The 24,251-nt window shown below is 41.2% G+C and carries 27 protein-coding genes and 1 riboswitch; of the genes, 20 read left to right on the top strand and 7 right to left on the bottom strand.

Annotated features, from left to right (window positions below; all coding sequences use genetic code 11):
* The 4 genes from QSJ46_RS19160 to QSJ46_RS19145 all read left to right on the top strand — a co-directional run.
* Nucleotides 1-611, top strand: a 611-nt coding sequence (locus tag QSJ46_RS19160; protein WP_285605181.1) for a YwqJ-related putative deaminase, incomplete at its 5' end; no start/stop codon positions are given.
* Nucleotides 601-1,047 (top strand): toxin-antitoxin system YwqK family antitoxin, encoded by a 447-nt coding sequence (locus QSJ46_RS19155; protein ID WP_285605180.1) that lies wholly within the window; start codon nucleotides 601-603, stop codon nucleotides 1,045-1,047. The genes QSJ46_RS19160 and QSJ46_RS19155, both read left to right, overlap by 11 nt.
* 13 nt (nucleotides 1,048-1,060) lie before the next feature.
* On the top strand, nucleotides 1,061-1,762 hold the full coding sequence (locus tag QSJ46_RS19150; protein WP_059376074.1) for an endonuclease V: 702 nt from the start codon (nucleotides 1,061-1,063) through the stop codon (nucleotides 1,760-1,762).
* A gap of 82 nt (nucleotides 1,763-1,844) precedes the next feature.
* Nucleotides 1,845-2,069 (top strand): hypothetical protein, encoded by a 225-nt coding sequence (locus QSJ46_RS19145; RefSeq protein WP_047201988.1) that lies wholly within the window; start codon nucleotides 1,845-1,847, stop codon nucleotides 2,067-2,069.
* A gap of 41 nt (nucleotides 2,070-2,110) precedes the next feature.
* Here QSJ46_RS19145 and QSJ46_RS19140 read toward each other — a convergent pair whose 3' ends face one another.
* The 4 genes from QSJ46_RS19140 to QSJ46_RS19125 form a co-directional block, all read right to left on the bottom strand.
* Nucleotides 2,111-2,374, bottom strand: coding sequence for a hypothetical protein (locus tag QSJ46_RS19140; RefSeq protein WP_047201989.1), 264 nt, complete (start codon nucleotides 2,372-2,374; stop codon nucleotides 2,111-2,113).
* Nucleotides 2,375-2,472: 98 nt separating this feature from the next.
* Complete coding sequence (locus tag QSJ46_RS19135) at nucleotides 2,473-3,042, bottom strand: GNAT family N-acetyltransferase (protein ID WP_047201990.1); 570 nt, start codon at nucleotides 3,040-3,042, stop codon at nucleotides 2,473-2,475.
* A 71-nt stretch (nucleotides 3,043-3,113) separates the two neighbouring features.
* Nucleotides 3,114-4,391 carry an Nramp family divalent metal transporter gene (locus QSJ46_RS19130; protein WP_047201991.1) on the bottom strand — a complete coding sequence of 426 codons (1,278 nt, stop codon included), beginning with the start codon at nucleotides 4,389-4,391 and terminating at the stop codon, nucleotides 3,114-3,116.
* A gap of 223 nt (nucleotides 4,392-4,614) precedes the next feature.
* Complete coding sequence (locus tag QSJ46_RS19125) at nucleotides 4,615-4,875, bottom strand: GlsB/YeaQ/YmgE family stress response membrane protein (RefSeq protein ID WP_039176683.1); 261 nt, start codon at nucleotides 4,873-4,875, stop codon at nucleotides 4,615-4,617.
* Nucleotides 4,876-5,031: 156 nt separating this feature from the next.
* On the opposite strand from QSJ46_RS19125, the gene QSJ46_RS19120 reads away from it, so the two are divergent.
* Nucleotides 5,032-5,862: an EcsC family protein gene (locus tag QSJ46_RS19120; RefSeq protein WP_285605179.1), complete on the top strand. Its 831-nt coding sequence runs from the start codon at nucleotides 5,032-5,034 to the stop codon at nucleotides 5,860-5,862.
* A 26-nt stretch (nucleotides 5,863-5,888) separates the two neighbouring features.
* Here the strand turns inward: QSJ46_RS19120 and QSJ46_RS19115 are convergent, their stop codons facing one another.
* Nucleotides 5,889-6,986, bottom strand: coding sequence for a TRAP transporter substrate-binding protein (locus QSJ46_RS19115; RefSeq protein ID WP_212040535.1), 1,098 nt, complete (start codon nucleotides 6,984-6,986; stop codon nucleotides 5,889-5,891).
* A 67-nt stretch (nucleotides 6,987-7,053) separates the two neighbouring features.
* On the opposite strand from QSJ46_RS19115, the gene QSJ46_RS19110 reads away from it, so the two are divergent.
* The 8 genes from QSJ46_RS19110 to QSJ46_RS19075 all read left to right on the top strand — a co-directional run bounded on the left by QSJ46_RS19110 (nucleotide 7,054) and on the right by QSJ46_RS19075 (nucleotide 15,735).
* Nucleotides 7,054-8,673, top strand: a complete 1,620-nt coding sequence (locus QSJ46_RS19110; protein ID WP_047202032.1) for an ATP-binding protein — start codon at nucleotides 7,054-7,056, stop codon at nucleotides 8,671-8,673.
* A complete protein-coding gene (locus QSJ46_RS19105) occupies nucleotides 8,670-9,353 on the top strand; it encodes a response regulator (protein ID WP_008361849.1) in 684 nt (227 codons plus the stop codon). Before QSJ46_RS19110 ends, QSJ46_RS19105 begins: the two co-directional genes overlap by 4 nt.
* A 124-nt stretch (nucleotides 9,354-9,477) precedes the next feature.
* On the top strand, nucleotides 9,478-10,746 hold the full coding sequence (gene dctP, locus QSJ46_RS19100) for a C4-dicarboxylate transporter DctP (RefSeq protein ID WP_039176689.1): 1,269 nt from the start codon (nucleotides 9,478-9,480) through the stop codon (nucleotides 10,744-10,746).
* A gap of 199 nt (nucleotides 10,747-10,945) precedes the next feature.
* Nucleotides 10,946-11,968 carry an AI-2E family transporter gene (locus tag QSJ46_RS19095; protein WP_285605178.1) on the top strand — a complete coding sequence of 341 codons (1,023 nt, stop codon included), beginning with the start codon at nucleotides 10,946-10,948 and terminating at the stop codon, nucleotides 11,966-11,968.
* A gap of 63 nt (nucleotides 11,969-12,031) precedes the next feature.
* Nucleotides 12,032-12,165: riboswitch (cyclic di-AMP (ydaO/yuaA leader) on the top strand.
* A 76-nt stretch (nucleotides 12,166-12,241) separates the two neighbouring features.
* The gene (locus tag QSJ46_RS19090; protein ID WP_285605177.1) at nucleotides 12,242-13,483 is read left to right on the top strand and encodes a dicarboxylate/amino acid:cation symporter; all 1,242 of its coding nucleotides are present in this window, start codon (nucleotides 12,242-12,244) and stop codon (nucleotides 13,481-13,483) included.
* A gap of 127 nt (nucleotides 13,484-13,610) precedes the next feature.
* Nucleotides 13,611-14,537, top strand: a complete 927-nt coding sequence (locus QSJ46_RS19085) for an ABC transporter ATP-binding protein (protein WP_285605176.1) — start codon at nucleotides 13,611-13,613, stop codon at nucleotides 14,535-14,537.
* Nucleotides 14,515-15,282: an ABC transporter permease gene (locus QSJ46_RS19080; protein WP_285605175.1), complete on the top strand. Its 768-nt coding sequence runs from the start codon at nucleotides 14,515-14,517 to the stop codon at nucleotides 15,280-15,282. Before QSJ46_RS19085 ends, QSJ46_RS19080 begins: the two co-directional genes overlap by 23 nt.
* 117 nt (nucleotides 15,283-15,399) lie before the next feature.
* On the top strand, nucleotides 15,400-15,735 hold the full coding sequence (locus tag QSJ46_RS19075; protein WP_008359528.1) for a hypothetical protein: 336 nt from the start codon (nucleotides 15,400-15,402) through the stop codon (nucleotides 15,733-15,735).
* Between the two features lie 97 nt (nucleotides 15,736-15,832).
* Here the strand turns inward: QSJ46_RS19075 and fbpB are convergent, their stop codons facing one another.
* Nucleotides 15,833-15,982: a Fur-regulated basic protein FbpB gene (fbpB, locus tag QSJ46_RS19070; protein WP_065215285.1), complete on the bottom strand. Its 150-nt coding sequence runs from the start codon at nucleotides 15,980-15,982 to the stop codon at nucleotides 15,833-15,835.
* Between the two features lie 308 nt (nucleotides 15,983-16,290).
* The gene (locus QSJ46_RS19065) at nucleotides 16,291-16,611 is read right to left on the bottom strand and encodes a thioredoxin family protein (protein ID WP_012008983.1); all 321 of its coding nucleotides are present in this window, start codon (nucleotides 16,609-16,611) and stop codon (nucleotides 16,291-16,293) included.
* Nucleotides 16,612-16,795: 184 nt separating this feature from the next.
* On the opposite strand from QSJ46_RS19065, the gene QSJ46_RS19060 reads away from it, so the two are divergent.
* From QSJ46_RS19060 to QSJ46_RS19030, 7 genes are all read left to right on the top strand, one after another.
* Entirely contained in the window at nucleotides 16,796-17,878 is a 1,083-nt protein-coding gene (locus tag QSJ46_RS19060; protein WP_047201999.1) for a D-alanine--D-alanine ligase, read from the top strand.
* A gap of 80 nt (nucleotides 17,879-17,958) precedes the next feature.
* Nucleotides 17,959-19,323: a UDP-N-acetylmuramoyl-tripeptide--D-alanyl-D-alanine ligase gene (locus tag QSJ46_RS19055; RefSeq protein WP_269773352.1), complete on the top strand. Its 1,365-nt coding sequence runs from the start codon at nucleotides 17,959-17,961 to the stop codon at nucleotides 19,321-19,323.
* A gap of 18 nt (nucleotides 19,324-19,341) precedes the next feature.
* Entirely contained in the window at nucleotides 19,342-20,034 is a 693-nt protein-coding gene (locus tag QSJ46_RS19050; protein ID WP_099662927.1) for an alpha/beta hydrolase, read from the top strand.
* A 127-nt stretch (nucleotides 20,035-20,161) separates the two neighbouring features.
* The gene (locus QSJ46_RS19045) at nucleotides 20,162-20,500 is read left to right on the top strand and encodes an avidin-fold protein (RefSeq protein ID WP_107164171.1); all 339 of its coding nucleotides are present in this window, start codon (nucleotides 20,162-20,164) and stop codon (nucleotides 20,498-20,500) included.
* 165 nt (nucleotides 20,501-20,665) lie between these two features.
* The gene (gene cshA, locus QSJ46_RS19040) at nucleotides 20,666-22,165 is read left to right on the top strand and encodes a degradosome RNA helicase CshA (protein ID WP_249117798.1); all 1,500 of its coding nucleotides are present in this window, start codon (nucleotides 20,666-20,668) and stop codon (nucleotides 22,163-22,165) included.
* A 114-nt stretch (nucleotides 22,166-22,279) separates the two neighbouring features.
* Nucleotides 22,280-22,759: a PH domain-containing protein gene (locus QSJ46_RS19035; protein ID WP_024425383.1), complete on the top strand. Its 480-nt coding sequence runs from the start codon at nucleotides 22,280-22,282 to the stop codon at nucleotides 22,757-22,759.
* Nucleotides 22,749-24,245 carry a PH domain-containing protein gene (locus QSJ46_RS19030; RefSeq protein ID WP_047202004.1) on the top strand — a complete coding sequence of 499 codons (1,497 nt, stop codon included), beginning with the start codon at nucleotides 22,749-22,751 and terminating at the stop codon, nucleotides 24,243-24,245. The genes QSJ46_RS19035 and QSJ46_RS19030 overlap by 11 nt, the downstream gene beginning before the upstream one ends.
* Nucleotides 24,246-24,251: the final 6 nt, after the last annotated feature.

Raw genomic sequence — 24,251 nt, 5'->3', positions numbered from 1 at the left:
AGATCTCAAAAGAACAGCAGGAAGCAAGTATGAATGCGGCGCTTGGAATGCTTTTGCCGTTTGGGGCGAAAGGGTTTCATGGGAAGATGGGGGTTAAAGAGAACACGAAAAGTCGAATTGATTATTTGAGAAATAAATATGGAAAGATCGATTCAAAAGAATTAAATGAAAGAATTAATTTACGCGGAGAAACGGTGAAAGAACTAAGTAAATTAAAAGAAACTGGCATTAGCAAGAAGAAAATGGGTCCTGCCTTTGCTGGAGTTTATGATAAGCAGACTGGAAAATATTCGTATGCAATAAATGATTATGATGGAAAGTTACCAGATTTCCATCCCTTAATAAATGCCAAATATGATAGAATGCCAAAAGAGGTTATAGATTCATATACATTTACAAAAGGTGCGGGGTCACATGCAGAAGTGATCGCCTTGAATAAGGCCTTAAAGGCTAATCCAGGTGCTAGTTTGGATAATTTTATTTTGAATGTTGTTAGGACAGGTCAGAGTAGAGTGAAACCGGCTGGAATGATGTTTCCAAGGTGTCCTCATTGTGCTTATCTTACAGATGGATCTAAAATTATCACGGAGGTTCCTAAAAATGTTAAATGATATATTGCAAAAAGATTTTATTTTAGAGAATGGCACTGAGTTTGAAGAATGTTTAGAATATGGAGGCCCTTACGAACTAGCAATAGTGGAAATTACCGAGGATGGTAAAGAAGAGCTGTTTACGGGATTAGCATATGATATATATGAAAATGGGAATATTGAGAGTTATTTCTATGTTGAACAAGGGGTTAAACAAGGTAAGTATGTTGAATTCTATTCAAATGGAAATGTTAAGAAAATAGGTCATATGAGTAAAAATGCAGCCAACGGCTATCAAGTTGAGTTTTTTGAAAATGGAAATAAAAAGTATGAATCTGAATGTGTTGCTGGTCGAGAGATGACTTATATAAAGTATGATGAAAGTGGAAATATTGTAGAGAAAAAGGCAGAACCTAATGAATCCGATTTGAAATATGCCGAAAAATTCAACAGCTAATCGTGTGGATCTTATGAATAATGATGAAATAAATGATTTATTAGAAAAATTTAAAAGTGAACAAAAAGCGCTCTTGCCTAAAGTGCAATTGAAAAATAATTTTCAACTTGAGAACATAAGGTTTATTGCAGGTGTAGATGTAGCTTATTTTGATATGCATGGAAAAACGAGCGGTGTTTGTTGTATCGTCGTTTATGATTTGATAGAAAAAAAAATCATAGAAAAAGTGCATAGCCATGGAGAAATAAGGATTCCTTATATAGCAGGTTTTCTTGCTTTTCGTGAAATGCCATTAATTAAAGATGCAGTAAAAAAACTGACGAAACAAGTAGACGTCTATATGTTTGATGGAAATGGTTATTTACATTATAGACACATGGGCATTGCTACACAGGCGTCTTTCTTCTTAAATAAACCTACCATTGGAGTCGCAAAAAGTTATTTGAAAATTAATGGTATAGATTTTACCATGCCCCAAAATAAAACAAATGCATACACAGATATTATTATAAATAACGAAATATATGGAAGAGCTCTCAGAACCAGAGTGAATGTTAAGCCTATTTTTATTTCATGTGGGAATTGGATTGATTTAGATACAACTACAAAAATTATTATGAAACTTATTGATAAAAACAGTAGATTACCAATACCCGTAAGGTTTGCAGATATTGAGACGCATGCTATTCGAAAAGAGTTATTAACAAAAGAATAGGGGAAGTGTAACATAGCACATTTTTTAGCTGTATTGAAAAGGGCTAACGACATCCAATCAAATAATAAAAGGAGTTAAAACCATGCTATGGATTTTCACACAAAACCAGCAAAGTTTCGTTCATGTCCACGAAGTCTCAGTAACCGGCAAAAAGATTGAAGGAATGATCGCAGGAAGCGATACTTGGGTAAAGACTCTCGGCAAGTATGACTCAAACGATCGTGCAGCAGAGATCCTACAAGACATTGTGAAAACAATTGAAGCCAATCAAGATGCCACCGTGACTTACAGAATGCCAAATCAATAAAAAAGAAACCACCTTTTCCATTGCAAAAAGGTGGTTTTTGTTTATGATGGTGTTTTTGTAAAGGCTAAAAATAAAGGGATGCTTGTGCCGACAAGGGTTGTGGCAAATAGGAACATACCGCAAATGAATAGAAAATGGCTGGCTGAAAAGACAAGTGCCAGAATGAGAAAAACGATGCTGAGTCCTGCCATGCTATATGATGGGACAAAGCGGCGTTTGTAGGTGACTTTCTTTGTTAAGAATGAGAAGAAAATACCAAATAATAAAGGGACTATCCATAAGTAAAATAAAATAATAAGAGACATACTTCATACCTCGATTTTTCCTTCTATTTTATCAGATGCTGATCGCAACGGATACCACAAAGCTTCACTTTGTAAAATAATTCATGCAATCGACACAATTAAGTGGATTGATTCATATAATGCGCTTTTTCTTTCATATATTCAGGCTGCAACAGGGCGTATACACAATGATCCGTAAAGCGGTCGCCCAGCCATTCACATTCTCTCAAAATGCCTTCAAGCGAAAAGGATAATCGCTCTGCGATGCGTCTGCTCTTTTGGTTATCGACAGCAGCCCTGATTTCAATGCGGTGCAGTCCACATTCTTCAAATAAATATTGAATGACTGCTTTGCATGCTTTTGTCATGAGGCCTTTTCCTTGATAGCCTTCTCCGAGCCAATAGCCAATTGAAACAGTCCTGTCGATCCAATGAATTTGGTGGGTGCCGATGATCCCGACAAGTTCTCCATGTGACCAGATGCCCGCTTGAAAACCGTTGTTCTGCATGGCTTGCTGCATTGCGCCTTGAATGAACGCCATGCTGTCTTCCTCTGTTTTCGTTGAATCCACCCAAAGCATCCATTCACGTAAATGCTTTCTTGACCGCTGGATGAGCAAATATAGACTTCTTGCGTCTCTTGGCTCAAGCAGCCGCATGGCTATCTCTTGATCCTGATAAAAAAACATGTGCCCACATCCTCTCAGGGGAATTTTACCATAACCATATGGAAAGAAAAAGACAGCATCACGACTGTCTTTTACATAAACGTATCCACAATTAAAAAGAGATTGAGTGCGACAACAAGAGCTGCTATCACCCAAGATATTCCTGTCACCCAGCGGGCATTCGTCAATTCGCCCATAATCCTTTTTTTACTTGTAAATAAAATGAGCGGAATTAAAGCAAAGGCAATACCAAATGATAAGACCACTTGGCTCATCACAAGTGCGGATGTCGGATTCACCCCAGATGCAATGATCACAATAGGAGGAATCATGGTAATCAGCCGGCGGACATACAGTGGAATGCGGTATTGAATAAAACCCTGCATAATGATATCGCCTGACAATGTACCGACAGAAGAGCTGGATAGTCCGGCTACAAGCAGGCCTACACCAAATAAGATAGCTGATACAGGACCTGCAAGTGTGCCAAAATGCTGGAACGCAACATCCAGATCTTCAACAAAGAGACCATTTTTATAAAATAGAGCGGCTGCCACAATCAACATACTGGCATTGATGGCTCCAGCAACTAACATCGCAATAAGGATATCGAAAAACTCAAAGCGAAAAATCTGTTTTTTCTCCTTTTCTGTTCTGCCGACGACTCTTCTTTGTGTTAATGCTGAATGTAAATAGATCGCGTGCGGCATCACAGTGGCACCTAAAATTCCAGCTGCAAGCAGTACACTATCTGTGCCATCAAATTTTGGAATGAAAAGCCCGCCTGCGACACTTGCCATATCAGGCTTGGCGACAAAGGTTTGCACAGCGAAAGCGATCACGACAACGAACAGCATGCCGGTAATGCCGGCTTCTAATGCGCGATATCCCCGTCTTTGCAATTCTAAAATCGCAAATGATCCAATAGCTGCAATAATAGATGCTTCAAGCAAAGGAATCCGAAAGAGCAAGTATAAACCAAGTGCTGCTCCAATAAACTCAGCTAAATCTGTGGCAATAATGACGAGTTCGCCCTGAATCCATAAACCGATGGAGACGGGTTTTGGAAACTCTTCACGTGCGATTTCAGGTAAGTTTTTACCTGTCGCTATTCCAAGCTTTGCGGACAAGGATTGGATGAGCAAAGCCATAAGATTTGATATGAGAATGACCCATAAGAGGAGATATCCATATTTGGAGCCAGCGGCAATGTTGGTGGCAAAATTCCCTGGATCAATATATGCAATGGCAGCGATAAAAGCAGGGCCTAGAAAAGGCAGAAGCCTTCTAAATCCTTTGACCTTTCCTTCAAGTGCACGCTCAGCTGCCGCTGACATGTGTGCTTGTGCCTCGATGTATTTGTTTGTCATATGTCATCACCTAGATTCTACAAAGTTTTGCTTGGGCACAAAAAGTTTCCTTCGTGCAATTTTTAATCATCATATGCCCATCTTCATGAAAAGTCAACTATCTGAACTAATAGGTTTGTTTATCATATGTAAGTGAAAAAAATAGATACCTTGTCAACGCACCAACATAAAAAACACCGTCCCTTAGACGGTGTCCCTACTGCTTCCTCTGCTATTCGTTTTTTTAAGATACCCTTGATCCTACGCTGCGGAAGATCAGGCTTAAAATAATGACAAAGATTGCTGCTCCTAAGATCGCTGGAATGATCGCAAAGCCTGCCAGACTAGGACCCCACGTTCCAAGTAATCCATGACCAATCCAAGCGCCTACAAGTCCGGCAATCATTGAACCGATCCATCCTCCTGGTACACTGCCTCCAGCGAGTGCACTCCCAATGAGACCGATGACAATCGCCACAACCAATGAAATTAGAAATCCTAACATGTTGATCACTCCTCTTTTGTTTGTTTATTAAGCAATAACCGTTTTGAAAAAGATTAAAACCTTTCGGAACCGCTTCAATGTTCTATACGTATGATGGACAAGGATTGTGTATAATAACAGACAAATACTTCAGCGGCATCTAAGGAGGCATATGACATGGAGGAAAGAGAATGGCTAAAGGCACAATTAAAGGAGATTGAAAAGTGGGAGAAAGACCAGCAAAAGGTATGGTTTTGGGAGAAACTCAGCCGTCTTCCATTTCAAATGCTGGACAAGCTGACGCCTGCTTTTATTCAGAAAAAAATCGGTGTACTGCTAGACGAAATGGGCCATTACATTCAATCCGGTGGTGCCTATTTGACGTCGGAAAAAGGCATCATTCATCAATTTCAAAAGAAGTGTGCCGATGAATCCATTCAGCGCATAGAGGATATTGGAAAGGCTCCGATTGAAATGATGGATGCCATTAGTGAGCATATGGGGAAAAACAGAACAAATCTCGCGACGGTACAAGGGGCGACAACTGGTGTTGGCGGAATGTTTACACTAGCCGCTGATATTCCTGCGGTACTCGGTCTCTCTCTGAAAACATTACAGGATATTGCCGTCACCTATGGTTATGATCCTAAAAACAAAGAGGAGCGGGTCTTCATCATTAAATGCTTGCAGTTGAACTCTGCAGATGTCGTTGGAAAGAATTCGATTCTAAAAGAGCTGAAAAGCTATCATGCATCTGAAGGGAAGCATGAAAACATGATTTCCCAAATCCAAGGGTGGCGTGAGGTCGTCTATAATTACCGGGATTCGTTTGGCTGGAAGAAGCTGTTTCAGCTTGTGCCCATAGCTGGGATTTTGTTTGGTGCCGTTTCGAACCGCTCACAATTAAAAGGAATTGCCGAAACAGGCATGATGCAATACCGAAAGCGAAGAATTTTAACAAGATTAGAAGAGCTCACCGAGCAAGAACAGAGTGAGTCCGGCGCATAAAAAAATCCCTTATCAAAGGGATTTTTTTATTTGCTCTCATCCTCTTCCTGAAAAGCATGAATAGGTGAGTGTTCATAACGTGCACGAAGTTCGCGGATCTGTTTGATGAGGGTGGAGCCAATCGTTTTTTCGGCTTCGTCATACAAAGGATCAAGGGCTTTCATCCATTTTTGTCTTTCAGCTGGCGTCAATTCATGAATGGCAATCGGCGATTCATGTTTAATGTCCTCCAGCTGATCTTTGTTCATCTGTTCTGCATGCTTTTCATTCCAAGCTGTTGTTTCTTCCATGGCTTCAAGTAAAATTCGTTTCGTTTCGGGTGTCTGGCGGTCAAAGAAAGATTGATCTGTTAAGACCACATAGCCTAAATACCCGTGATTGCTGATCGTCATATAGTCTTGTATATGATAGAATTTTTTTGAATAAATATTTGAAATGGTATTTTCTTCACCGTCTACTTTTTTGGTTTCTAATAGCTGAAACGTTGAATTAAATGATTCCTGATAGGGCTTTGCACCAAGAAGCTTGAATTGTTTTTCAATCATGTCGCTTTGCATAATGCGGAGAGACTGGTTTTTTAAATCAGCCGGCTGTTTGATGGGCCCTTTATTTGAGGTAATTTGCTTAAAGCCATTTGTCCAATAAGCCATTCCCTTTAATCCATCTTTTTGCAGCGTGCCAAACAACCTTTGGCCAATTGCACCGTGCAGGCCTTCTTGAACCGCGTTGTAATTTGAAAAAGCAAAGGGAAGATCAAGCGCCAGCCACTCAGGGGACAGCATGCCGAGCTTCGAGGTAGACGGAGCGATAAATTGAACTTGATTCTCTTTGAGTGCATTAATTTCTTCAATATCAGAATAAAGGCTCCCGTTGGAGAAAATTTGAATGCTGATCTTTCCATCCGATTTTTCGTGCACAAGCTCAGCAAATTTCTTTGCAGCAAGTCCTTTAGGTGTATTGTCTGCCACGACATGACTGAATTTGAACACAAGCTGGTCCTTCAGTCCGGTCTGTTCATCATCAAAGGTTGTCGCTGATTTTGGCATCATATGATAAAAGCCAAAGTATAAAGCGGTTACAAAACCGATCATGAGTAATAGCGTATAAGCGAGTAAATTCTTCATGCGTCAGATCCCCCTTATGTCAAGCATACTTGACAGAGGAAGAATTCGTAAAGATACAGGTGAAAAAATGATGAGAAATCGATTGAAATTACAACAATTATCTATTAGATGGAAGCTTACCATCCTCACATATTTCGTTGTCATTTTCGCCCTTTTAATCGGAGGGATTGTCCTTGTTGGGGGAATTCAGCAAACAGAGGAACGGGAGCTTCGAAAAAGACTCATGAACACGGCGAGAACCGTGGCAGAAATGAATGAGGTGAAGCAGGCGTTAGCTGATCAGACAAAGGAACGTGATCGATTACAGCATGCAATCGAAGAAATTCGGATTATTCAAGACGCTGACTACATTGTCGTGATGGATATGGATCATGTGAGATTAACGCATCCAGTAAAAACAAGGATTGGCCAGCGCTCAGAAGGAACAGATGAAGAGCCGGCTTTTGCAGAGCATATTTATTTCTCAGAAGCAGAGGGAGAGCTTGGAACAGCCATCAGAGCTTTTTATCCAGTGAAGGATGATCAATTTAATCAAACAGGGGTTGTGCTTGTAGGAAGAACCCTGCCAAGTATGGCAGATATATTAGGAGAAATGAAGCGGGATATCCTCATGATTCTCCTGCTGACGCTCAGCTTTGGGCTTGTGGGTTCATTTTTGCTCGCCCGCCATATTAAACAGCAAATGTTTAAGCTGGAGCCGCATGAGATTGTTAGAATGCTAGAGGAACGCACTGCAACCTTTCACTCTATTAATGAAGGGGTCATCGCCATTGATAATCAGCACATGATCACCATTTTTAATGAGAAGGCGAAGCAGATTTTTGGCGTGACAGGTGATGTCGTGGGCCAGAATATTTGGGGTGTGCTCTCTGATACACGACTTCCTGAGATCATCGATCGCGCAGAACCCGTCTACAATGAAGAAATTCATATGAGCGGAAAGCGGATCATGAGCAGCCGGATTCCGATTGTGATGAAAAAGAAGATCATCGGAGCGGTCGCCATTTTTCAGGACCGGACGGAAGCGGCAAAATTGGCAGAGGAGCTCACAGGGGTTAAAAACTTTGTGGACGGTTTGCGGGTGCAAAACCATGAGCATATGAATAAGCTTCATACGATTGCCGGGCTGATTCAGCTTGGTAAAGCCGATCAGGCGCTCGATCTAGCCTTTCAAACGACAGAGGAGCAGACACATGTGACGGACTTTCTTCATCGCGTCATTCAGCATGATGCGGTCGCAGGATTATTGATGAGTAAAATCAGAAGGGGCAAGGAGCTTGGCATCAAGGTCGAAGTAGATGAACATAGCAGTCTCCGTCATTTCCCTGAGCGGCTTGATCAGCATGATATGACAAAGCTGCTCGGAAATCTCATTGAGAACGCCTTTGCTTCGTATGATACTGTAGAAAGATACACAAAAGTCATTTCCATTAGCATCGATCAAACGGAGGATGTCCTCGTGATTTTAATTGAAGACAATGGCTCCGGAATCGAAGAGGAACTAATTCCTTATATTTTCGATAAAGGCTTCACACACGGCAAAGAGGGCGGAACAGGCTATGGCCTGTATATTGTAAAAACGATTATTGACAAAGGGATGGGAAATGTAGAAGTCACATCAAGCATCGGCAGTGGTACCACCTTCTCAATCGAATTCCCAATGACCATAGAGGAGAGAGACAGATGACTCAGATTAAGGTGCTGTTAATTGAAGATGACCCAATGGTGCAAGAAGTGAATAAAGAGTTCATTATGAGTGTTCCTGGCTTTCAAGTGGCAGCTGTCGCTGGAAATGGGGAGCAGGGCATCCAGCTGATTAAAGAGATTCGTCCAGATCTCGTGGTACTTGATGTGTATATGCCAAAAAAGGATGGCGTCAAAACGCTGCAAGACATCAGAAAACAGAAGATGCAGGTGGATGTGATTGTGATTTCAGCAGCGAAGGACAAAGAGACCATCGGCATCATGCTTCAAAATGGTGCGCGGGATTATATTATTAAACCATTCAAATTTGAACGAATGAAAGAATCCCTTGAAAGCTATAAGGCGTTTAAATCAAAAATACGAACCGCCGCAGAATTTTCTCAGGAGATGCTCGATGATATCATACGAAAGCCTGCTGTTAAGCAGGAAGATACTTGGCTTCCTAAAGGGCTGAATGTGCATACGATGAACGAAATTAAAGCGTATATGGGCTTGCAGGAAGGCGCGCAATCTGCGGAAGAAGTTGCCAATGCACTTGGCATTGCCCGTGTCACGGCACGCCGGTATTTAGACTTCCTCGTAAAAGAAGGCGAGTTGAAATTAGATATGCAATATGGCGGGGTAGGACGGCCCGTGAATAAATATATCGTACATTCTGACTAAGAGACCAAAAAGACCAAAATGTACGATATGTCCATAAGCTTCACAGTCTTTGATGAAATCGCTATCATTTACCTACAGATAATAGTTAAGCGTTTACATCAAAGGGTGAGGGAGTTGATTTTTTATGAAAAGGCTTTTGAAGAACCTGACATTTCAGGTGATTGCAGCTGTCATCATCGGGATCATTGTCGGGATGGTATGGCCAAACGTCGGAAAAGAAATGAAGCCACTTGGTGATACCTTTATCAATGCCGTTAAAATGGTTATTGCACCAATTATTTTCTTAACCATTGTTCTTGGTATTGCCAAGATGGGGGATATGAAAAAGGTTGGAAAAGTTGGGGGAAAAGCATTTATTTATTTTGAAGTCGTCACGACACTTGCTCTGGTCATCGGTCTTTTTGTTGTGAATATCATGAAGCCAGGTGCAGGTCTTGACTATAGCAAGCTTGAAAAAGGGGATGTCTCGCAGTATACCCAAAATGGGGGACAGGGCATCGACTGGATGGAATTTGTCACACACATCGTTCCATCTAACATGGTTGATGCTTTCGCAAAGGGTGATATTTTACAGGTCTTATTCTTCTCTATTTTATTCGGTGTTGCGCTCGCTGCTCTTGGCGAGAAGGGGAAAGGCATCATCGAATGGCTTGATAAGCTGTCACTCGTTTTCTTTAAAATCATTGGATATATCATGCGTGCTGCGCCGCTCGGTGCATTTGGGGCAATGGCCTATACGATCGGACACTTTGGGCTGGCATCGATTAAACCGCTCGCGAGTCTGATGCTCTCCGTTTATATGACGATGTTCATATTCATCTTTGTTGTGCTGAATATCATTTGTAGAATGTATGGTTTTAGTCTGTTCAGTTATCTGCGATTCATCAAGGATGAAATTTTGATTGTTCTTGGCACAAGCTCTTCAGAATCTGTGCTGCCAAGAATGATGGATAAAATGGAACGCTACGGTTGCTCTAAGTCTGTTGTTGGTCTTGTTATTCCAACAGGTTATTCCTTTAATCTAGACGGAACTTCAATCTATTTATCGATGGCCGTCGTCTTCTTGGCGCAAGTGTTTGGTGTAGACCTGTCCATCGGTCAGCAGATCACGATTATCCTTGTTCTGATGCTGACATCAAAGGGAGCTGCTGGGGTGACAGGAAGCGGATTTATCGTGCTTGCCTCTACACTTGCAGCACTTCAGGTCATTCCGTTAGAGGGGCTTGCACTGCTGCTTGGGGTTGACCGCTTCATGAGCGAAGGAAGAGCCATCACAAACCTCATTGGTAATGGAATCGCAACAATTGTTGTCGCGAAGAGTGAAGGTGAATTTGACGAATCGAAGAGCAAAACAGCACTTCAGGAAATGCGGAATATGAAGCAGGCTGTTTAGTATAAAAACAACCAAAAACCGAAACCTTATGTTCTACATAGGTTCGGTTTTTTTCTTGTGTAAAAAGAAAAATCAATAAAATGACTACGAATCGTAGGACCTCGTTGACCTTTTATTATATAATTTACAGAAAGATCCGATATAATGTATATCAGATACGATGAAAAATAGACTTTAGTCCTGGCAGGTGTGTAACGTAATGGCGGCATTTTTAAAATTGTTCGAAAAACCCGGTGTTAAACGGTTTTTAGTATTTGTAGTATTAGCCACAGCATTATATCTATTAAGAGGAATGATGAATTTAATTCTTCTGACCTTCATTTTCACCTTTTTGATGAATCGGTTAGAAGAAGTCATTAGAGGCTTTTTAAATCGCTTCCTGAAAATAGGACAGAAATCGGTCATTACTATCTTGTATATTCTTCTGGCTGGTGGTTTGACATTTGGCGGTTTCGTTTTTGTACCAATCATCGCCAAACAGGTGGAGCAGTTATTCCATTTAGGAAAGAAAATTGCAAATCATCCACAAGATTTACCCTTCTTTGACGTCATCACGAACGTATTTGGTGATTTCAAAATATCAGCTTTCTTTGAGAAAGGGTTTAATTTCCTCTATACATACTTAACAGATTTCAGCACGTTCAGTATCCAGGTCATTATGTCCTTAATATTAAGCATGTTCTTCCTGTTCGAAAAGGAACGCCTCATTCAATTTATGAACAAGTTCAAAACGAGTAAAATCTCCGTGTTCTATCATGAAATTGCCTTCTTTGGACGTAAATTTTCCCGAACGTTTGGAAAAGTACTCGAAGCACAGTTTATTATTGCAACCGTTAATTGTGTGCTAACGACAATTGCGCTAGGCATTATGGGTTTCCCGCAGTTATTTGGCTTAGCGGTCATGGTCTTTTTGCTAGGCTTAATCCCAGTAGCGGGTGTGGTTATCTCTCTTATTCCACTCAGCATCATTGCGTATACACTTGGAGGCGGAATGTATGTCCTCTATATTGTGCTGGTGATCGTGATTATCCATGCCATTGAAGCTTATTTCTTAAATCCGAAGCTCATGTCAGCTAAAACAGAACTCCCTATTTTCTTCACGTTTATTGTGCTGATCTTCTCTGAACACTATATTGGCATTTGGGGACTTATTATCGGTATCCCAATCTTTGTGTTTATTTTAGACATTCTTGAGGTCACAAATAGGGAAGAAAGTAATTAAAAAGTTCATATGAACCTGTTTACAATTTTCAAAAAATAAGGTATAAATGGTATGAAAATATCATATTACCACACGCTTAATCCTTCTAAAGGAATGGGGGACCCAAGTTTTTGGGGTGAATTTTTCTTATCTGAGAAAAAAGGACATCTCTTCGTCCTAACCCGTCAGCTAACCTCATCAGCGTGAAGAGAGTAGACAGTGGTACACGTATGGACACGCAGGCCCACGAGAAGACTCTCTCGTGGGCTTTTTGACGAGGAAGGGGAGATTTTATTGAAGTTGGCGACGAAAATTATTATTGCCTTGTTTGTAGGTGCCATCACAGGATTGCTGCTTAACCTTTTTGCTCCAAATGTATTCAAAGTGTTAAATCCTTATTTATTTACACCTCTAGGTCAAATCTTCTTAAACCTGATTAAAATGCTTGTTGTGCCCATTGTATTCTTTTCGATCACGCTTGGTGTAGCAGGCCTTGGTGATCCGAAAAAGCTAGGCAGAATCGGCGCAAAAACCATTACTTACTTCCTGCTCACTACGACTTTTGCCATCATCATTGGCATTTCATTAGCTGTATTAATCAAGCCGGGAGCCTTTGGCAATTTTGATACAAAAGCAGCTGATTATTCCGCAGAGGAAGCCCCATCAATGGCAGAAACACTACTCAACATTATTCCAACCAATCCAGTCCAATCGTTAGTTGAAGGAAATATGCTTCAAATTATTGTCTTCTGTGTATTTTTAGGTCTTGGTATCGCCATGCTCGGTAAAAAAACGGAAGGCTTGCTAAAGCTGTTTGAACAAGGAAATGAATTAATGATGTATCTTGTCGGTGTTGTGATGAAATTTGCACCGTACGGGACATTCGGTTTGATTGCAACCGCAATCGGCAGTCAGGGGCTGGATGCCATGAAAGCGATGGGACTTTACTTCTCGGTCGTGTTAATTGCGCTCATCCTGCATTTTTTCCTGACATATGGATCAACCATTGCTATCTTAGCTAAACGAAATCCAATGGCATTCTTTAAAGGATTTTCCCCGGCGATGGTTGTTGCATTTAGTACATCAAGCAGTAACGCAGTGCTGCCGGTATCAATGGAAACAGCGCAAAAGCGTTTAAAGGTACCAGAGCCGATTTCAAGCTTTGTGCAGCCGCTGGGTGCAACCATCAATATGGATGGCACGGCCATTATGCAAGGTGTTGCGACCATTTTTATCGCTCAAGTATATGGGGTTGAACTGACGTTTGTTCAAATGCTGACGGTTGTGTTAACGGCTGTATTAGCAAGTATCGGTACAGCAGGCGTGCCAGGGGTAGGGCTCATCATGCTGGCCATGGTTTTAAATTCCGTGAACCTTCCTGTTGAGGGAATAGCGCTGATCCTTGGCATAGACCGCTTATTAGATATGGCGAGGACCGTAGTGAATATTACAGGTGACGCAGCATGTGCGGTAATTGTTTCTGAAACCGAAAAGAAACATGAAAAAGAAGCGCCGACACCTAACTTATCACTGTAATAAGCAAGAAGGGCTGACTGGATCAGTCCTTTTTTTCATGGATTGGTTTGTCTCGCGTGATATACTTTTTACAGGATGAGCGGTCGTAACTGCCGCCATAGGCTTTACATCAGAAGGAGGAACCACTTTGCAGTCTGCTGTTTTAAAAGTAGAGAAAGTCGATAAACAAATTGGCCGGAAAATGATCTTGCAGGATATTTCTATAGACATTGGGCGGGGAGAAATTGTCGGATTACTTGGTCCCAACGGGTCTGGAAAAACAACCTTGATTCGATTGATCGTTGGTTTGATGAAAAAAAACAATGGCCGCATCATGATCAATGGATATTCACAAGATGAGGATTTTCTCCAGGCGATGTCATCTGTTGGTGCGATCATAGAAAACCCAGAATTTTATTCGTATTTAACAGGCTTTGAAAACCTTGAAATGTATGCAGCGATGCACGACGGGGTGACGGAGGAACGCATTCAGGAAGTAGTGGAAAGAGTTCGCCTAGAGGATGCTATTCATCAGAAGGTCAAGACGTATTCGCTAGGGATGAAACAAAGGCTTGGGATTGCACAAGCTATTTTGCATCGGCCAAACCTGCTCATTTTAGACGAACCGACAAATGGACTAGACCCTGCAGGCATGAAGGAATTCAGGGAGCACTTGCAAATGCTTGTAAAGGAAGAAGGAACATCGGTGTTATTTGCGACGCATTTATTGCATGAGGTAGAGGAGCTATGTGACCGCATGATCATCATTCAAAAGGGACAGATCAAAGCTAGCACTCATCTCCGTGATATGGAAGGGAAAGAGCAGGTGCTGATGAATATTCAGCCAATAGAAAAGGCGGTTTCATGGCTTGACGCACAAGAGTATACATATGAACGAGAAGGAGCGCGCGTACTGCTTCAACTGAACAAAGAACGTGTGCCAGAACTGAACAAACAGCTTGTGCTGGCGGGGTTTGATGTACTTGAAATGACGCCTCAAAAGCAATCAATTGAAGAGGCGTTTATGAAATGGACGGAAGGCGGGAAGACAGATGCTGAACCTCATCAAGAATGAGCATAAGAAAATTATGAGGAAAAAAATCACATTCATTGCTCTTGGGTTGATCGTTGTATTTCAACTAGCAATGGCTCTCACCTTGAAACGAGTCATATTAAGCTTTGGTGGACAAGACACAGTCGCAAACTATTTTGCTTATTCCACGAATGTCGTGTTTATTTTACAGGTGCTTGCTGTCGTTATTGGCGCAACCTTGATCTCAACAGAGTTTCAGAAAAGGACGATCAAGTTTTTATTGATCAGGCCAAAAACAAGACTGCACATTTTTCTGTCAAAATACATCACACTTCTGCTGACAGTCATTTATTTGTTTGTTTTTTATTATGTGTTAGCTTTTCTATTTGGTCTTATTTTCTTCGGTACTGATTTTGATGAAAGAACGGGGCAATTATTTCAGCATACGTTTGCCGTCATTGGATCTCAGTGGGTGGAAGTGGTCATGATGGCAAGCTTTGCTTTTATGTGTTCCAGTTTGTTTAGAAACAGTCTTGTTGCACTTGTGACCTCGTTTTTTGTTTTATATGCGGCCAAATCACTTGTACCGATCATGTCGCTCTTAGAAAATCAGTGGGGCAAAATCCTCCTTTTTGCGAATACGGACTTTACTCAGTACAGCTTTCAAGGACCGCCGCCTTTTCAAGGGATGAGCCTTTTGTTTTCTCTATTTATAGTAGGGGCACATTTTGTTTTCTTTGTTGGATCGGCTTGGATTCTTTTTTGGAAACGTGATGTAAATGTGTAAAAATTGTGTCAAATAACAAGAAAAATTCGTGACATCTTTGTGAAAATGAGTCTGTATTTCACGATAACCGGCTGATTTTGTCTTATAATAAGAAGGAGTCATGGAGGTGGCACTATCGTGAAAAATTTCATTACGGCTTTACCAATTTTGTTGCTGCTGTCGTTTTCGTTTGTGTCTTTTGCCTTCCAGTTTGATCATCTTGTTTATTTCAGACTAGCGCTAGGGATCTTTTCGTTAGCGGGTCTTTTCTTTCTGTATACACTTAAAAGAAACATGAAATGGTTCATGGTTTATTTATATGCGAGCTGGATCATTCTTGCTGCCGTCACAACATTTGAGGAACCAGTCTTTTCTCAATTTTTCTTCGGTGGTTTAACGATGACAATGGGTTATCTCACATATATGCTCATTTATTTAGGAATGAAGCAGGACCGTGTAGCGAAATCACATTAAAACAAAAGCCGATAAAATCGAATAACAGATTTTATCGGCTTTTTTATTTTATTGAAGCAGACAAAAGAGCAGCCAGTGATGACTGCTCCTCTTGTAGTTATGATTCACGCCCAGCAGCCGCAAGCTGCTTCTGGTGTTTTTTGTCGATGGTTTCGTATATACTTTCCATCATTTGAGGATCGCGCATAATCGCCTTTTTGTTCTCTTCAATCAATTGCTGATAGGTTTTGATCTTCTTCTTAGACATGTGACTCATCGCTCCTTTATTAGAATGGCCGTCTATAGGATTTCACATAGATGAAATTGATAATCATTTTCAATTAGCAACTCCATTATACAAAGACAAATGTCAGAAGTAAAGATTCAATTCAGAAAATTCACGTAACCGACATATTCCAAGCTGTATCGACGCTGCATTCTTTCCCAGGAAATAATTTTGTCATGACTTGTCGTAAGGGAAAACATCAATTTGAAACGTTTTGGCTGCGCAGCTCGTCTTATGAAGAGATTTAAAAAGAAAAAAGACATCAGCAAAAGTTTGCTGATGTCCTTCAATTAAGAAACGTGCTCTTGAAGAAACTCTGTCACTTCTTCAGGCGATTTTGCGTTTGCACTGTGTAAATGACCTGTTTTTTCACCATTTTTGAAAATTAACAAGCTTGGAATACCCATTACCTGATACGTTTCCGCTAATTCAGGGAAATCATCTTTGTTTATTTCAAACCATTCATGGTGAGCATAAGCTTCTAGGATGTCTGGAATGAACATGTCCATTCTTGTGCAGTCAGGACACCATGTTGCAAAGAATTTAACGATGACTTCTTTGTCTGATTGAATTATTTCATTGAATTGTTCAGTACTTGTGATTTTTTTCAATTTGTCACAACTCCTTTTCAATGTCATTTTAATATAAAATAAAGGCGAATGACATACAAATGCTCGGGAGGCGCTTACAACCTTTACAAATCATTTCAATTACGTAACAACAAAAATTAATTAGAGCATTTTTGCTTGAAAGTGATAAGATAGTAAAGATGAATTTTAGTGGGGGGAGTATCCATTGAAAATAAGTTTAGGATTGATTTACGGCGGAAAGTCAGCCGAACATAATGTATCACTGCAAACAGCCCTTGCAGTTACAAAAGCACTTAACACTGAGAAGTTCGATATACATCCAATTTATATTACAGAAGAGGGTGAATGGTTAAGAGGAGAAAAACTCACTGAACCAGTATCAAACGTCAAAATGCTTCAATTTGAACAGAACGCAAAGACGTTTTTACCAACTTCTTTAAATGAAAGCATGTTTCCACAGCCTGCAACGGCTGATGAGAAAATTGATGTTGTCTTCCCGTTGCTGCACGGACCAAATGGAGAAGATGGCACAATGCAAGGATTACTTGAACTGTTAAATATCCCGTATGTCGGCAACGGCGTTCTCGCGTCTGCTGCGGGTATGGATAAAGTCATGATGAAAGATGTTTTTGCACAAGCAGGACTTGCACAAGCAAAGCACCTTTCCTTCAATAAAAAAGACTTTGAGAAAGCGACAACAGAAAGCTTAGAACAGGTGGAACAAGTACTTGGCTATCCATGTTTTGTGAAACCTGCCAACATGGGATCAAGTGTTGGAATTAGCAAATGCCGCAGCAAAGAAGAGCTGCAGACTGCATTCGACCTCGCTTTCCAATATGATCGTCGTGTGGTCGTAGAAGAAGGCGTTGTTGGAAGAGAAATTGAGATTGGTGTATTAGGCAATGATGAGCCAAAATGCTCTGTCGTTGGTGAGATTGCACCTAAAACAGATTTTTATGATTACAAAGCAAAATATGAAGATGGCGATACAGATTTGATCATTCCTGCTAGTGTGTCAGAGGATGAATATAAGACGATTCATGACATGGCGATTAAGGCATTTAAAGCCCTTGATGGATCTGGTCTCGTACGTGCAGACTTCTTCCTTACAGAAAAAGGTGAAGTGTTGATCAATGAAGTGAATACAATGCCTGGATTCACACCTTTTAGTATGTTCCCATTACTTTGGAAGCACACTGGTGTAGAGTATCCAGAGTTGATTGAAAAGCTGGTGTCACTTGCAATTGAACGCCATCAAGAAAAACAAACCATTAAAACAACTTTTTAATGTGAGCAGCAAGCAGACACTATCCTTAGGTAGTGTCTCTTTTCCTTCAAACGTGAAATGAGAAAGAGAGGCGAAAAATCATGATCAAACGTACAGTGAAACAAATCGCCCAAATGGCTGGTGGAACCCTATCTAATCAAGCTTTTGGCGAAGAGCAGATTCACGGAGTGACAACAGATACACGAAAAGTATCAGGCGGCGCACTGTTTATCCCGCTTATTGGAGAACATTTTAACGGTCACACATTTGCTTCGAAAGCAGTAGAGCTTGGAGCAGCAGCTGTTCTTTGGAATCAAAAAGAAGCCAATCCGCCAGAAGGCGTTCCTGTTATTCTTGTAGAGGATACACTAGCTGCGCTTCAACAACTGGCGAAATCATATTTAAAAGAAGAAAACCCTCGTGTTGTCGGTATTACAGGAAGTAATGGGAAAACCACAACAAAAGACATGATTCATTCCGTCCTGCAAACAGCGTATCAAGTTCATAAAACAGACGGTAACTTTAATAATCATATCGGTCTTCCGCTCACCATTCTCGCAATGCCAGAAGGAACTGATATTGCGGTTTTGGAGATGGGGATGAGTGCAAAAGGCGAAATCGAATTTTTATCAGACCTCGCTGAGCCGGATGCAGCAGTCATCACAAATATCGGAGAATCTCATATGCAAGATTTAGGATCAAGAGAAGCCATTGCCGATGCAAAATATGAGATCGTAAAAGGCTTAAAAGAAGACGGCATCTTTTATTACCTAGGTGATGAGCCTTTGCTTCGAGAAAGATCAAGTTCACTTTCTCAGCGTGTAAAAACCTTTGGAGAAGCAGAGGACTGTGATATCAAGGTAACGCACATCAACCAGCTTGCAGAAGGAACAGAATTTCAAGTAGAAGGGTATGCCCAGGGTTTTCTCATTCCTGTATTAGGGAAACATAATGTGAAGAATGCACTTGCTGCTATTGCAATAGGCCAGCATTTTGGGCTGAATGAAAGACAAATTGCCCAAGGACTGATGCAAACGAAGTTGACAGGGATGCGTCTTGAGCTGTTTAAAACAGACAAAGGAATCACTGTCATCAATGATGCGTATAATGCAAGTCCTACTTCTATGAAAGCGGCCATTGATCTTGTGGGGGATATGGACGGCTTCGCCAATCGTATTCTTGTACTTGGAGATATGCTCGAAATGGGCAGCGAAGAAGAAACGTATCATTATGAACTTGGCCGTTACATTAAGCCAGAATTTATTGATCATGTCATGACGTATGGCCGCCTAGGTGCATTCATTGCTGAAGGAGCGAAAAAATCATTCGGGGCTGAGCACGTATTTTCCTTTATGGACAAAGAGGATCTAAAGAAAAAACTAGCTGAAGTGGCAGGTCCTGACGATGTTGTGCTTGTCAAAGCCTCACGCGGTATGCGATTGGAAGAAGTCATTACTGCACTATAAAAGTGAGAAGGTGACAGAATGATTGGCTGTTTATGTATTCACGGTTTTACTGGTGCCCCTTATGAAGTAGAACCGCTGGCCCAATATTTAAAACAGGCGGCAGATTGGCATGTGCAGTCTGTCACGCTTCCGGGGCATGGGGATGAGCTTCAGTTAAAAGGCATTCTTTATCAAGAATGGATAGCGACAGCTGAACTCGAACTTCTATCTCTTTATCGGACTTGTGACACCGTGTATTTGGTCGGCTTTTCTATGGGCGGAATGATTGCTTCTTACTTAGCAGCGAAGTACCCAGTTGCCCGCCTTGTCCTTTTAAGTGCTGCGGCCAAATATGTGAACCCAAAACAAATGATGCAAGACACACGGCAGATGGTAAAGGAGTCCCTGTCAGGGATCGTTGATACAAACCCTTTATATGATCGATATCGCCATAAGCTCACAAGCACGCCGCTGTCAGCTGCGATAGAATTTATGAAGCTGGTAAAGCAAACGAAGAATTCGCTTGAGAAGCTTCATCTGCCTGTGTTAATTGTTCAAGGTGAAAGCGACGGGATTGTGCCTGCTTCAAGTGCAGAATTTATTTATCATAAAGTCCCGTCTCGCCAGAAAGAAATGTTTTATTTGCCGGATTGTAAACATCATGTTTGTCATGAGCCGTGTGCCCAGCAATTGTTTGAGAAAGTAGAACATTTTCTAAAAAAAGCAATTTAATATATAGAAAAGCTAAAATGTGGCTAAACTAATATAAATTGAATCCCACTTGTTAAAATTTGCATCATTTTTGTCGAATGAGTGACAGGCCTATGGTACAATAGGAAAGAAAAGGTGGTTGATTCGGTTGTTTCAATATGACGGAAAAACCTTTATCCCGCAGTCTAATTCGAGTAACGGAGAAGTATCAGCAGGAACCATATTTCAATATCATCAGGACGGGAATATATTAACGGGCACATATCAAGGCGGCAGTATTGTATCTGGTGTACTTGTAGGAACTGTGAATGAGGATGGAACACTTCATTTTAGATACCACCATGTAAGCAAGGACGGCAGCATGAGAAGCGGGGCTTGCGATTCCACTCCAAAGCAGCTGGATAACGGAAAAATTCAACTGTTTGAAAAGTGGAAATGGATGGACGGAGACCAAAGTGAAGGTGAATCTGTCATTGTCGAGCAGTAGATATATCCATTTCTGTCTTGTTGAAAAACAAATAGTGTAATGGTAAGATATAAGGTAGGGTAATTCGGGCTTTGTATATAATGGACCTGTCCTTTCAGAAAAGGGCAGTTTTTAATGATCATTCACGAGATTACTGAAACAGCAATTAGAAGGAGTTTGAATAAATTGACTATAACGTTTCAAGATTTTCAATTAAGCGAAAGTCTCATGAAGGCTATTAACCGCATGGGATTTGAAGAAGCAACACCGATTCAAGCAGAAACGATTCCTCTCGGTCTTCAAAATAAAGATGTCATCGGACAAGCACAAACAGGAACAGGAAAAACTGCAGCATTTGGTATTCCTCTTGTAGAAAAAATCGACCCAGCGTCTCCAAATATCCAAGCGATTATCATTGCGCCAACAAGAGAATTAGCGATTCAAGTATCTGAAGAGCTATACAAAATTGGCCAAGACAAGCGTGCACGCGTACTTCCGATTTACGGTGGACAAGATATCGGCCGTCAAATCCGTTCGCTCAAGAAAAATCCTCATATCATCGTAGGGACTCCAGGACGTTTACTCGATCACATTAACCGTCGTACAATGCGTCTTCAAAATGTTGAAACAGTTGTGCTAGATGAAGCAGACGAAATGCTAAACATGGGTTTCATCGAAGACATTGAAGCGATCCTTTCAAATGTACCAAGTGAACACCAAACACTTTTATTCTCTGCGACAATGCCTGCACCAATTAAGCGCATTGCAGAGCGTTTCATGACAAACCCAGAACACGTAAAAGTTAAAGCGAAAGAAATGACAGTCTCTAACATCCAACAGTTCTACTTGGATATCCACGAGCGTAAGAAGTTTGATACATTGACTCGTCTTCTTGACATTCAATCACCTGAGCTTTCAATTGTCTTCGGCCGTACGAAACGCCGTGTTGACGAATTGACTGAAGCACTTAACCTTAGAGGTTATACAGCTGAAGGAATTCATGGTGACCTGACTCAAGCAAAACGTATGGTTGCGCTTCGTAAATTCAAAGAAGGTTCAATCGATGTGCTTGTCGCAACAGACGTTGCAGCACGTGGACTTGATATCTCAGGCGTCACACACGTGTATAACTTCGACGTGCCGCAAGACCCAGAAAGCTACGTACACCGTATTGGACGTACTGGACGTGCTGGACGTACAGGTATGGCGATGACATTCATCACACCACGTGAAAAAGATATGCTTCGTGCGATTGAGCAAACGACTAAACGTAAAATGGATCGTATGAAAGAACCTACACTAGATGAGGCAATTGAAGGACAACAGCAAGTAACAGTTGACCGTCTACGCACGATCATCAGTGAAAACAACTTGAACTTCTACATGACAGCTGCTGCTGAATTGCTGGAAGATCATGATTCTGTCACAGTGGTTGCGGCTGCTATCAAAATGATGACAAAAGAGCCGGATGCAACGCCTGTTCGTTTGACAGATGAAGCACCAATGATTTCAAAACGCAATCGTAACAACCGCAGCTCTTCTAAACGTAGAGACGGCGGCGGTGGCGGAGGCTACCGTGGAAAAAGCAAGAACAGCCGTTCATCTTATGGTGATAAAAAGCGTTCTTCAAATGACCGCAATCGTTCTTCTAACGATCGTCGTCAAAAGAAATCTTATAACAACTAATATAAAAGAGCGAATCCTTTGCAGGGTTCGCTTTTTTTAACAGGCTAAAATTGAAACTTTTTAGGCTTTGTTACGTAATATATTGATAGAAAAGTAAGAGAATGGGGGAAGAATGTGAGAAAACAGCCGCAACGTCAAATTAGTTTAAATGGTTTAAAGGTATGGCGTCTTCAAAATGGAATTATCTCATTGATATTCTTACTCATCATCATTGGGGTATTTGTTGCTAGCTACTATTTTCAATGGCCATATTGGATTGGAGCGATTCTTTCTGGTTTATGGGTCTTACAGGTCATTTTTGGCATTTGGCTCATACCAAAAATCCGCCATCACATCTGGCGCTACGAAGTATTCGAAAATGAAATTGAAATACAGCATGGACTCATTCGTGTCACACGTGTCATTGTGCCTATGGTTCGTGTTCAGCATGTTGATACATCTCAAGGACCGCTTTTAAGGCGCTACCGTTTAGCCTCTGTTCAAATTTCGACTGCTGCCACAGTTCATGATATACCGGCGTTAGAATTAGAAGAGGCAGATGAGCTTCGTGATTACATATCTCGTTTAGCAAGGGTGACGGAAGATGATGTCTGAACCAAAACGTGTACATCCCATCTCGATGTTCATTGATTTTATATCAGATGCTGTGTCCATGATTAAAAACTTCATTATCCCTTTTTTCGTGTTGATTTTTGTGAACTCGAATTCAAGCATTCGCTTTTATGCATTTATCATTCTTGGTGTGCTTCTTTTATGGAAAGCCGTTTATACCATTTTAGAATGGAGACGATTCACCTACCGGATGGAAGATGATGAATTTCGTGTGGAATCGGGCGTAATCACGAAAAAGAAAAAATATATCTCATTAGAACGAATTCAAACAGTCAATACAAGTGAAGGCATTTTCCAGCGGATTTTTGGTTTAGTGCGGGTCCAAATCGAAACGGCAGGCGGAACGGATGGTCCAGAAGTGAGCCTGACCGCTATTACTAAAGCAGAAGCAGAACAATTAAAGCGGTCGATTTTCAACCGGAAGAAACGCTTGCAGGAAGAAGAAATGACGGATGAAGCAGGAGATCTGCATGGCCATTTGACTGCTCAGAAACCTGTGCAGGAAGAAATCAATGTCTCCTACCGTATGGGTGTGCCAGAATTACTTTTGGCTGCGACCACTTCAAGCGGTATCGGGGTCATTATATCTGGGTGTCTTGCCATCTACACGCAAATAGATGAAATTCTCCCTTTGGACGGGTTCTTCAAGAAGTTCTCTTTTTTAAGTCATGCGAGCGTTGAAATTTATGCGATTTTGATATTTCTTGCCGTATTGATCGCGTGGATCCTGAGTGTTGGGGTAACAGCGCTTCAGTATGCGAATTTTGCTGCAAAGCGAAAAGGGAATGACATCATCATTACAAGAGGACTCATCGAGAGACATCAAATGACCATTCCACTTGCGAGAATTCAAGCAGTGAAGATCAAAGAGAATATTATCCGTGAGCCTTTTGGCTTTGCGACAGTGATGCTTGTTAGTGCAGGAGGTTCGATTACAGAGAAAGAAACCTCTTCCGTCTTATTTCCGCTCATTCGGAAGAAAAAAATAAATGAATTGCTGTCCCAATTCACGGATCATTATCATGTAGCACCAGAAACTGAGCTGAAAAAGGTGCCAAAGCGTTCACTCAAACGCTACCTGATCTCATATGGCTTTGTGCCGTTACTTGTAGGTGTTATCCTGTCGGTGCGCTTTCCACCATGGGGGTATTTAGGACTCATTCCGTTACCACTTGCTCTATTCTTTGGCTATTTAGCTTATAAACAATCAGGATATACAATCAAAGATTCATTGATTCAACTGACATCAAGAGGTATTGGCAAGACCACTGGCATTGTCTTGAGAAAACGAATGCAAAACTATACGATGACGCAATCTTTTTTCCAAAAAAAAGGCCGGGTCGCAAGTATTCACACCTTTGTGAAATCCTCTGCGCTGCTTGATTCCTTTGGTGTGCATCACCTTGAGGAAGAAGATGCTGCACGTGTATTTGATTGGTATTCGTATGAAAAAAATCAATCGTCTTAAACGAAA

This window comes from Bacillus sp. YKCMOAS1 (assembly GCF_030268125.1).
Lineage (GTDB): Bacteria > Bacillota > Bacilli > Bacillales > Bacillaceae > Bacillus > Bacillus safensis.
This window is presented reverse-complemented; position numbering and strand designations above follow the sequence as displayed.

Bases quoted from the DNA above. Each gene is read 5' to 3' on its own strand.
- QSJ46_RS19130 (WP_047201991.1), bottom strand. From the start codon at position 4,391: ATGACAAACAAATACATCGAGGCACAAGCACACATGTCAGCGGCAGCT.
- QSJ46_RS19055 (WP_269773352.1), top strand. From the start codon at position 17,959: ATGATCAAACGTACAGTGAAACAAATCGCCCAAATGGCTGGTGGAACC.
- QSJ46_RS19030 (WP_047202004.1), top strand. From the start codon at position 22,749: ATGATGTCTGAACCAAAACGTGTACATCCCATCTCGATGTTCATTGAT.
- QSJ46_RS19110 (WP_047202032.1), top strand. From the start codon at position 7,054: ATGATGAGAAATCGATTGAAATTACAACAATTATCTATTAGATGGAAG.
- QSJ46_RS19150 (WP_059376074.1), top strand. From the start codon at position 1,061: ATGAATAATGATGAAATAAATGATTTATTAGAAAAATTTAAAAGTGAA.
- QSJ46_RS19105 (WP_008361849.1), top strand. From the start codon at position 8,670: ATGACTCAGATTAAGGTGCTGTTAATTGAAGATGACCCAATGGTGCAA.
- QSJ46_RS19125 (WP_039176683.1), bottom strand. From the start codon at position 4,875: ATGTTAGGATTTCTAATTTCATTGGTTGTGGCGATTGTCATCGGTCTC.
- QSJ46_RS19080 (WP_285605175.1), top strand. From the start codon at position 14,515: ATGCTGAACCTCATCAAGAATGAGCATAAGAAAATTATGAGGAAAAAA.
- QSJ46_RS19135 (WP_047201990.1), bottom strand. From the start codon at position 3,042: ATGTTTTTTTATCAGGATCAAGAGATAGCCATGCGGCTGCTTGAGCCA.
- dctP (WP_039176689.1), top strand. From the start codon at position 9,478: ATGAAAAGGCTTTTGAAGAACCTGACATTTCAGGTGATTGCAGCTGTC.
- QSJ46_RS19120 (WP_285605179.1), top strand. From the start codon at position 5,032: ATGGAGGAAAGAGAATGGCTAAAGGCACAATTAAAGGAGATTGAAAAG.
- QSJ46_RS19155 (WP_285605180.1), top strand. From the start codon at position 601: ATGTTAAATGATATATTGCAAAAAGATTTTATTTTAGAGAATGGCACT.
- QSJ46_RS19095 (WP_285605178.1), top strand. From the start codon at position 10,946: ATGGCGGCATTTTTAAAATTGTTCGAAAAACCCGGTGTTAAACGGTTT.
- QSJ46_RS19115 (WP_212040535.1), bottom strand. From the start codon at position 6,986: ATGAAGAATTTACTCGCTTATACGCTATTACTCATGATCGGTTTTGTA.
- QSJ46_RS19140 (WP_047201989.1), bottom strand. From the start codon at position 2,374: ATGTCTCTTATTATTTTATTTTACTTATGGATAGTCCCTTTATTATTT.
- fbpB (WP_065215285.1), bottom strand. From the start codon at position 15,982: ATGTCTAAGAAGAAGATCAAAACCTATCAGCAATTGATTGAAGAGAAC.
- QSJ46_RS19145 (WP_047201988.1), top strand. From the start codon at position 1,845: ATGCTATGGATTTTCACACAAAACCAGCAAAGTTTCGTTCATGTCCAC.
- QSJ46_RS19050 (WP_099662927.1), top strand. From the start codon at position 19,342: ATGATTGGCTGTTTATGTATTCACGGTTTTACTGGTGCCCCTTATGAA.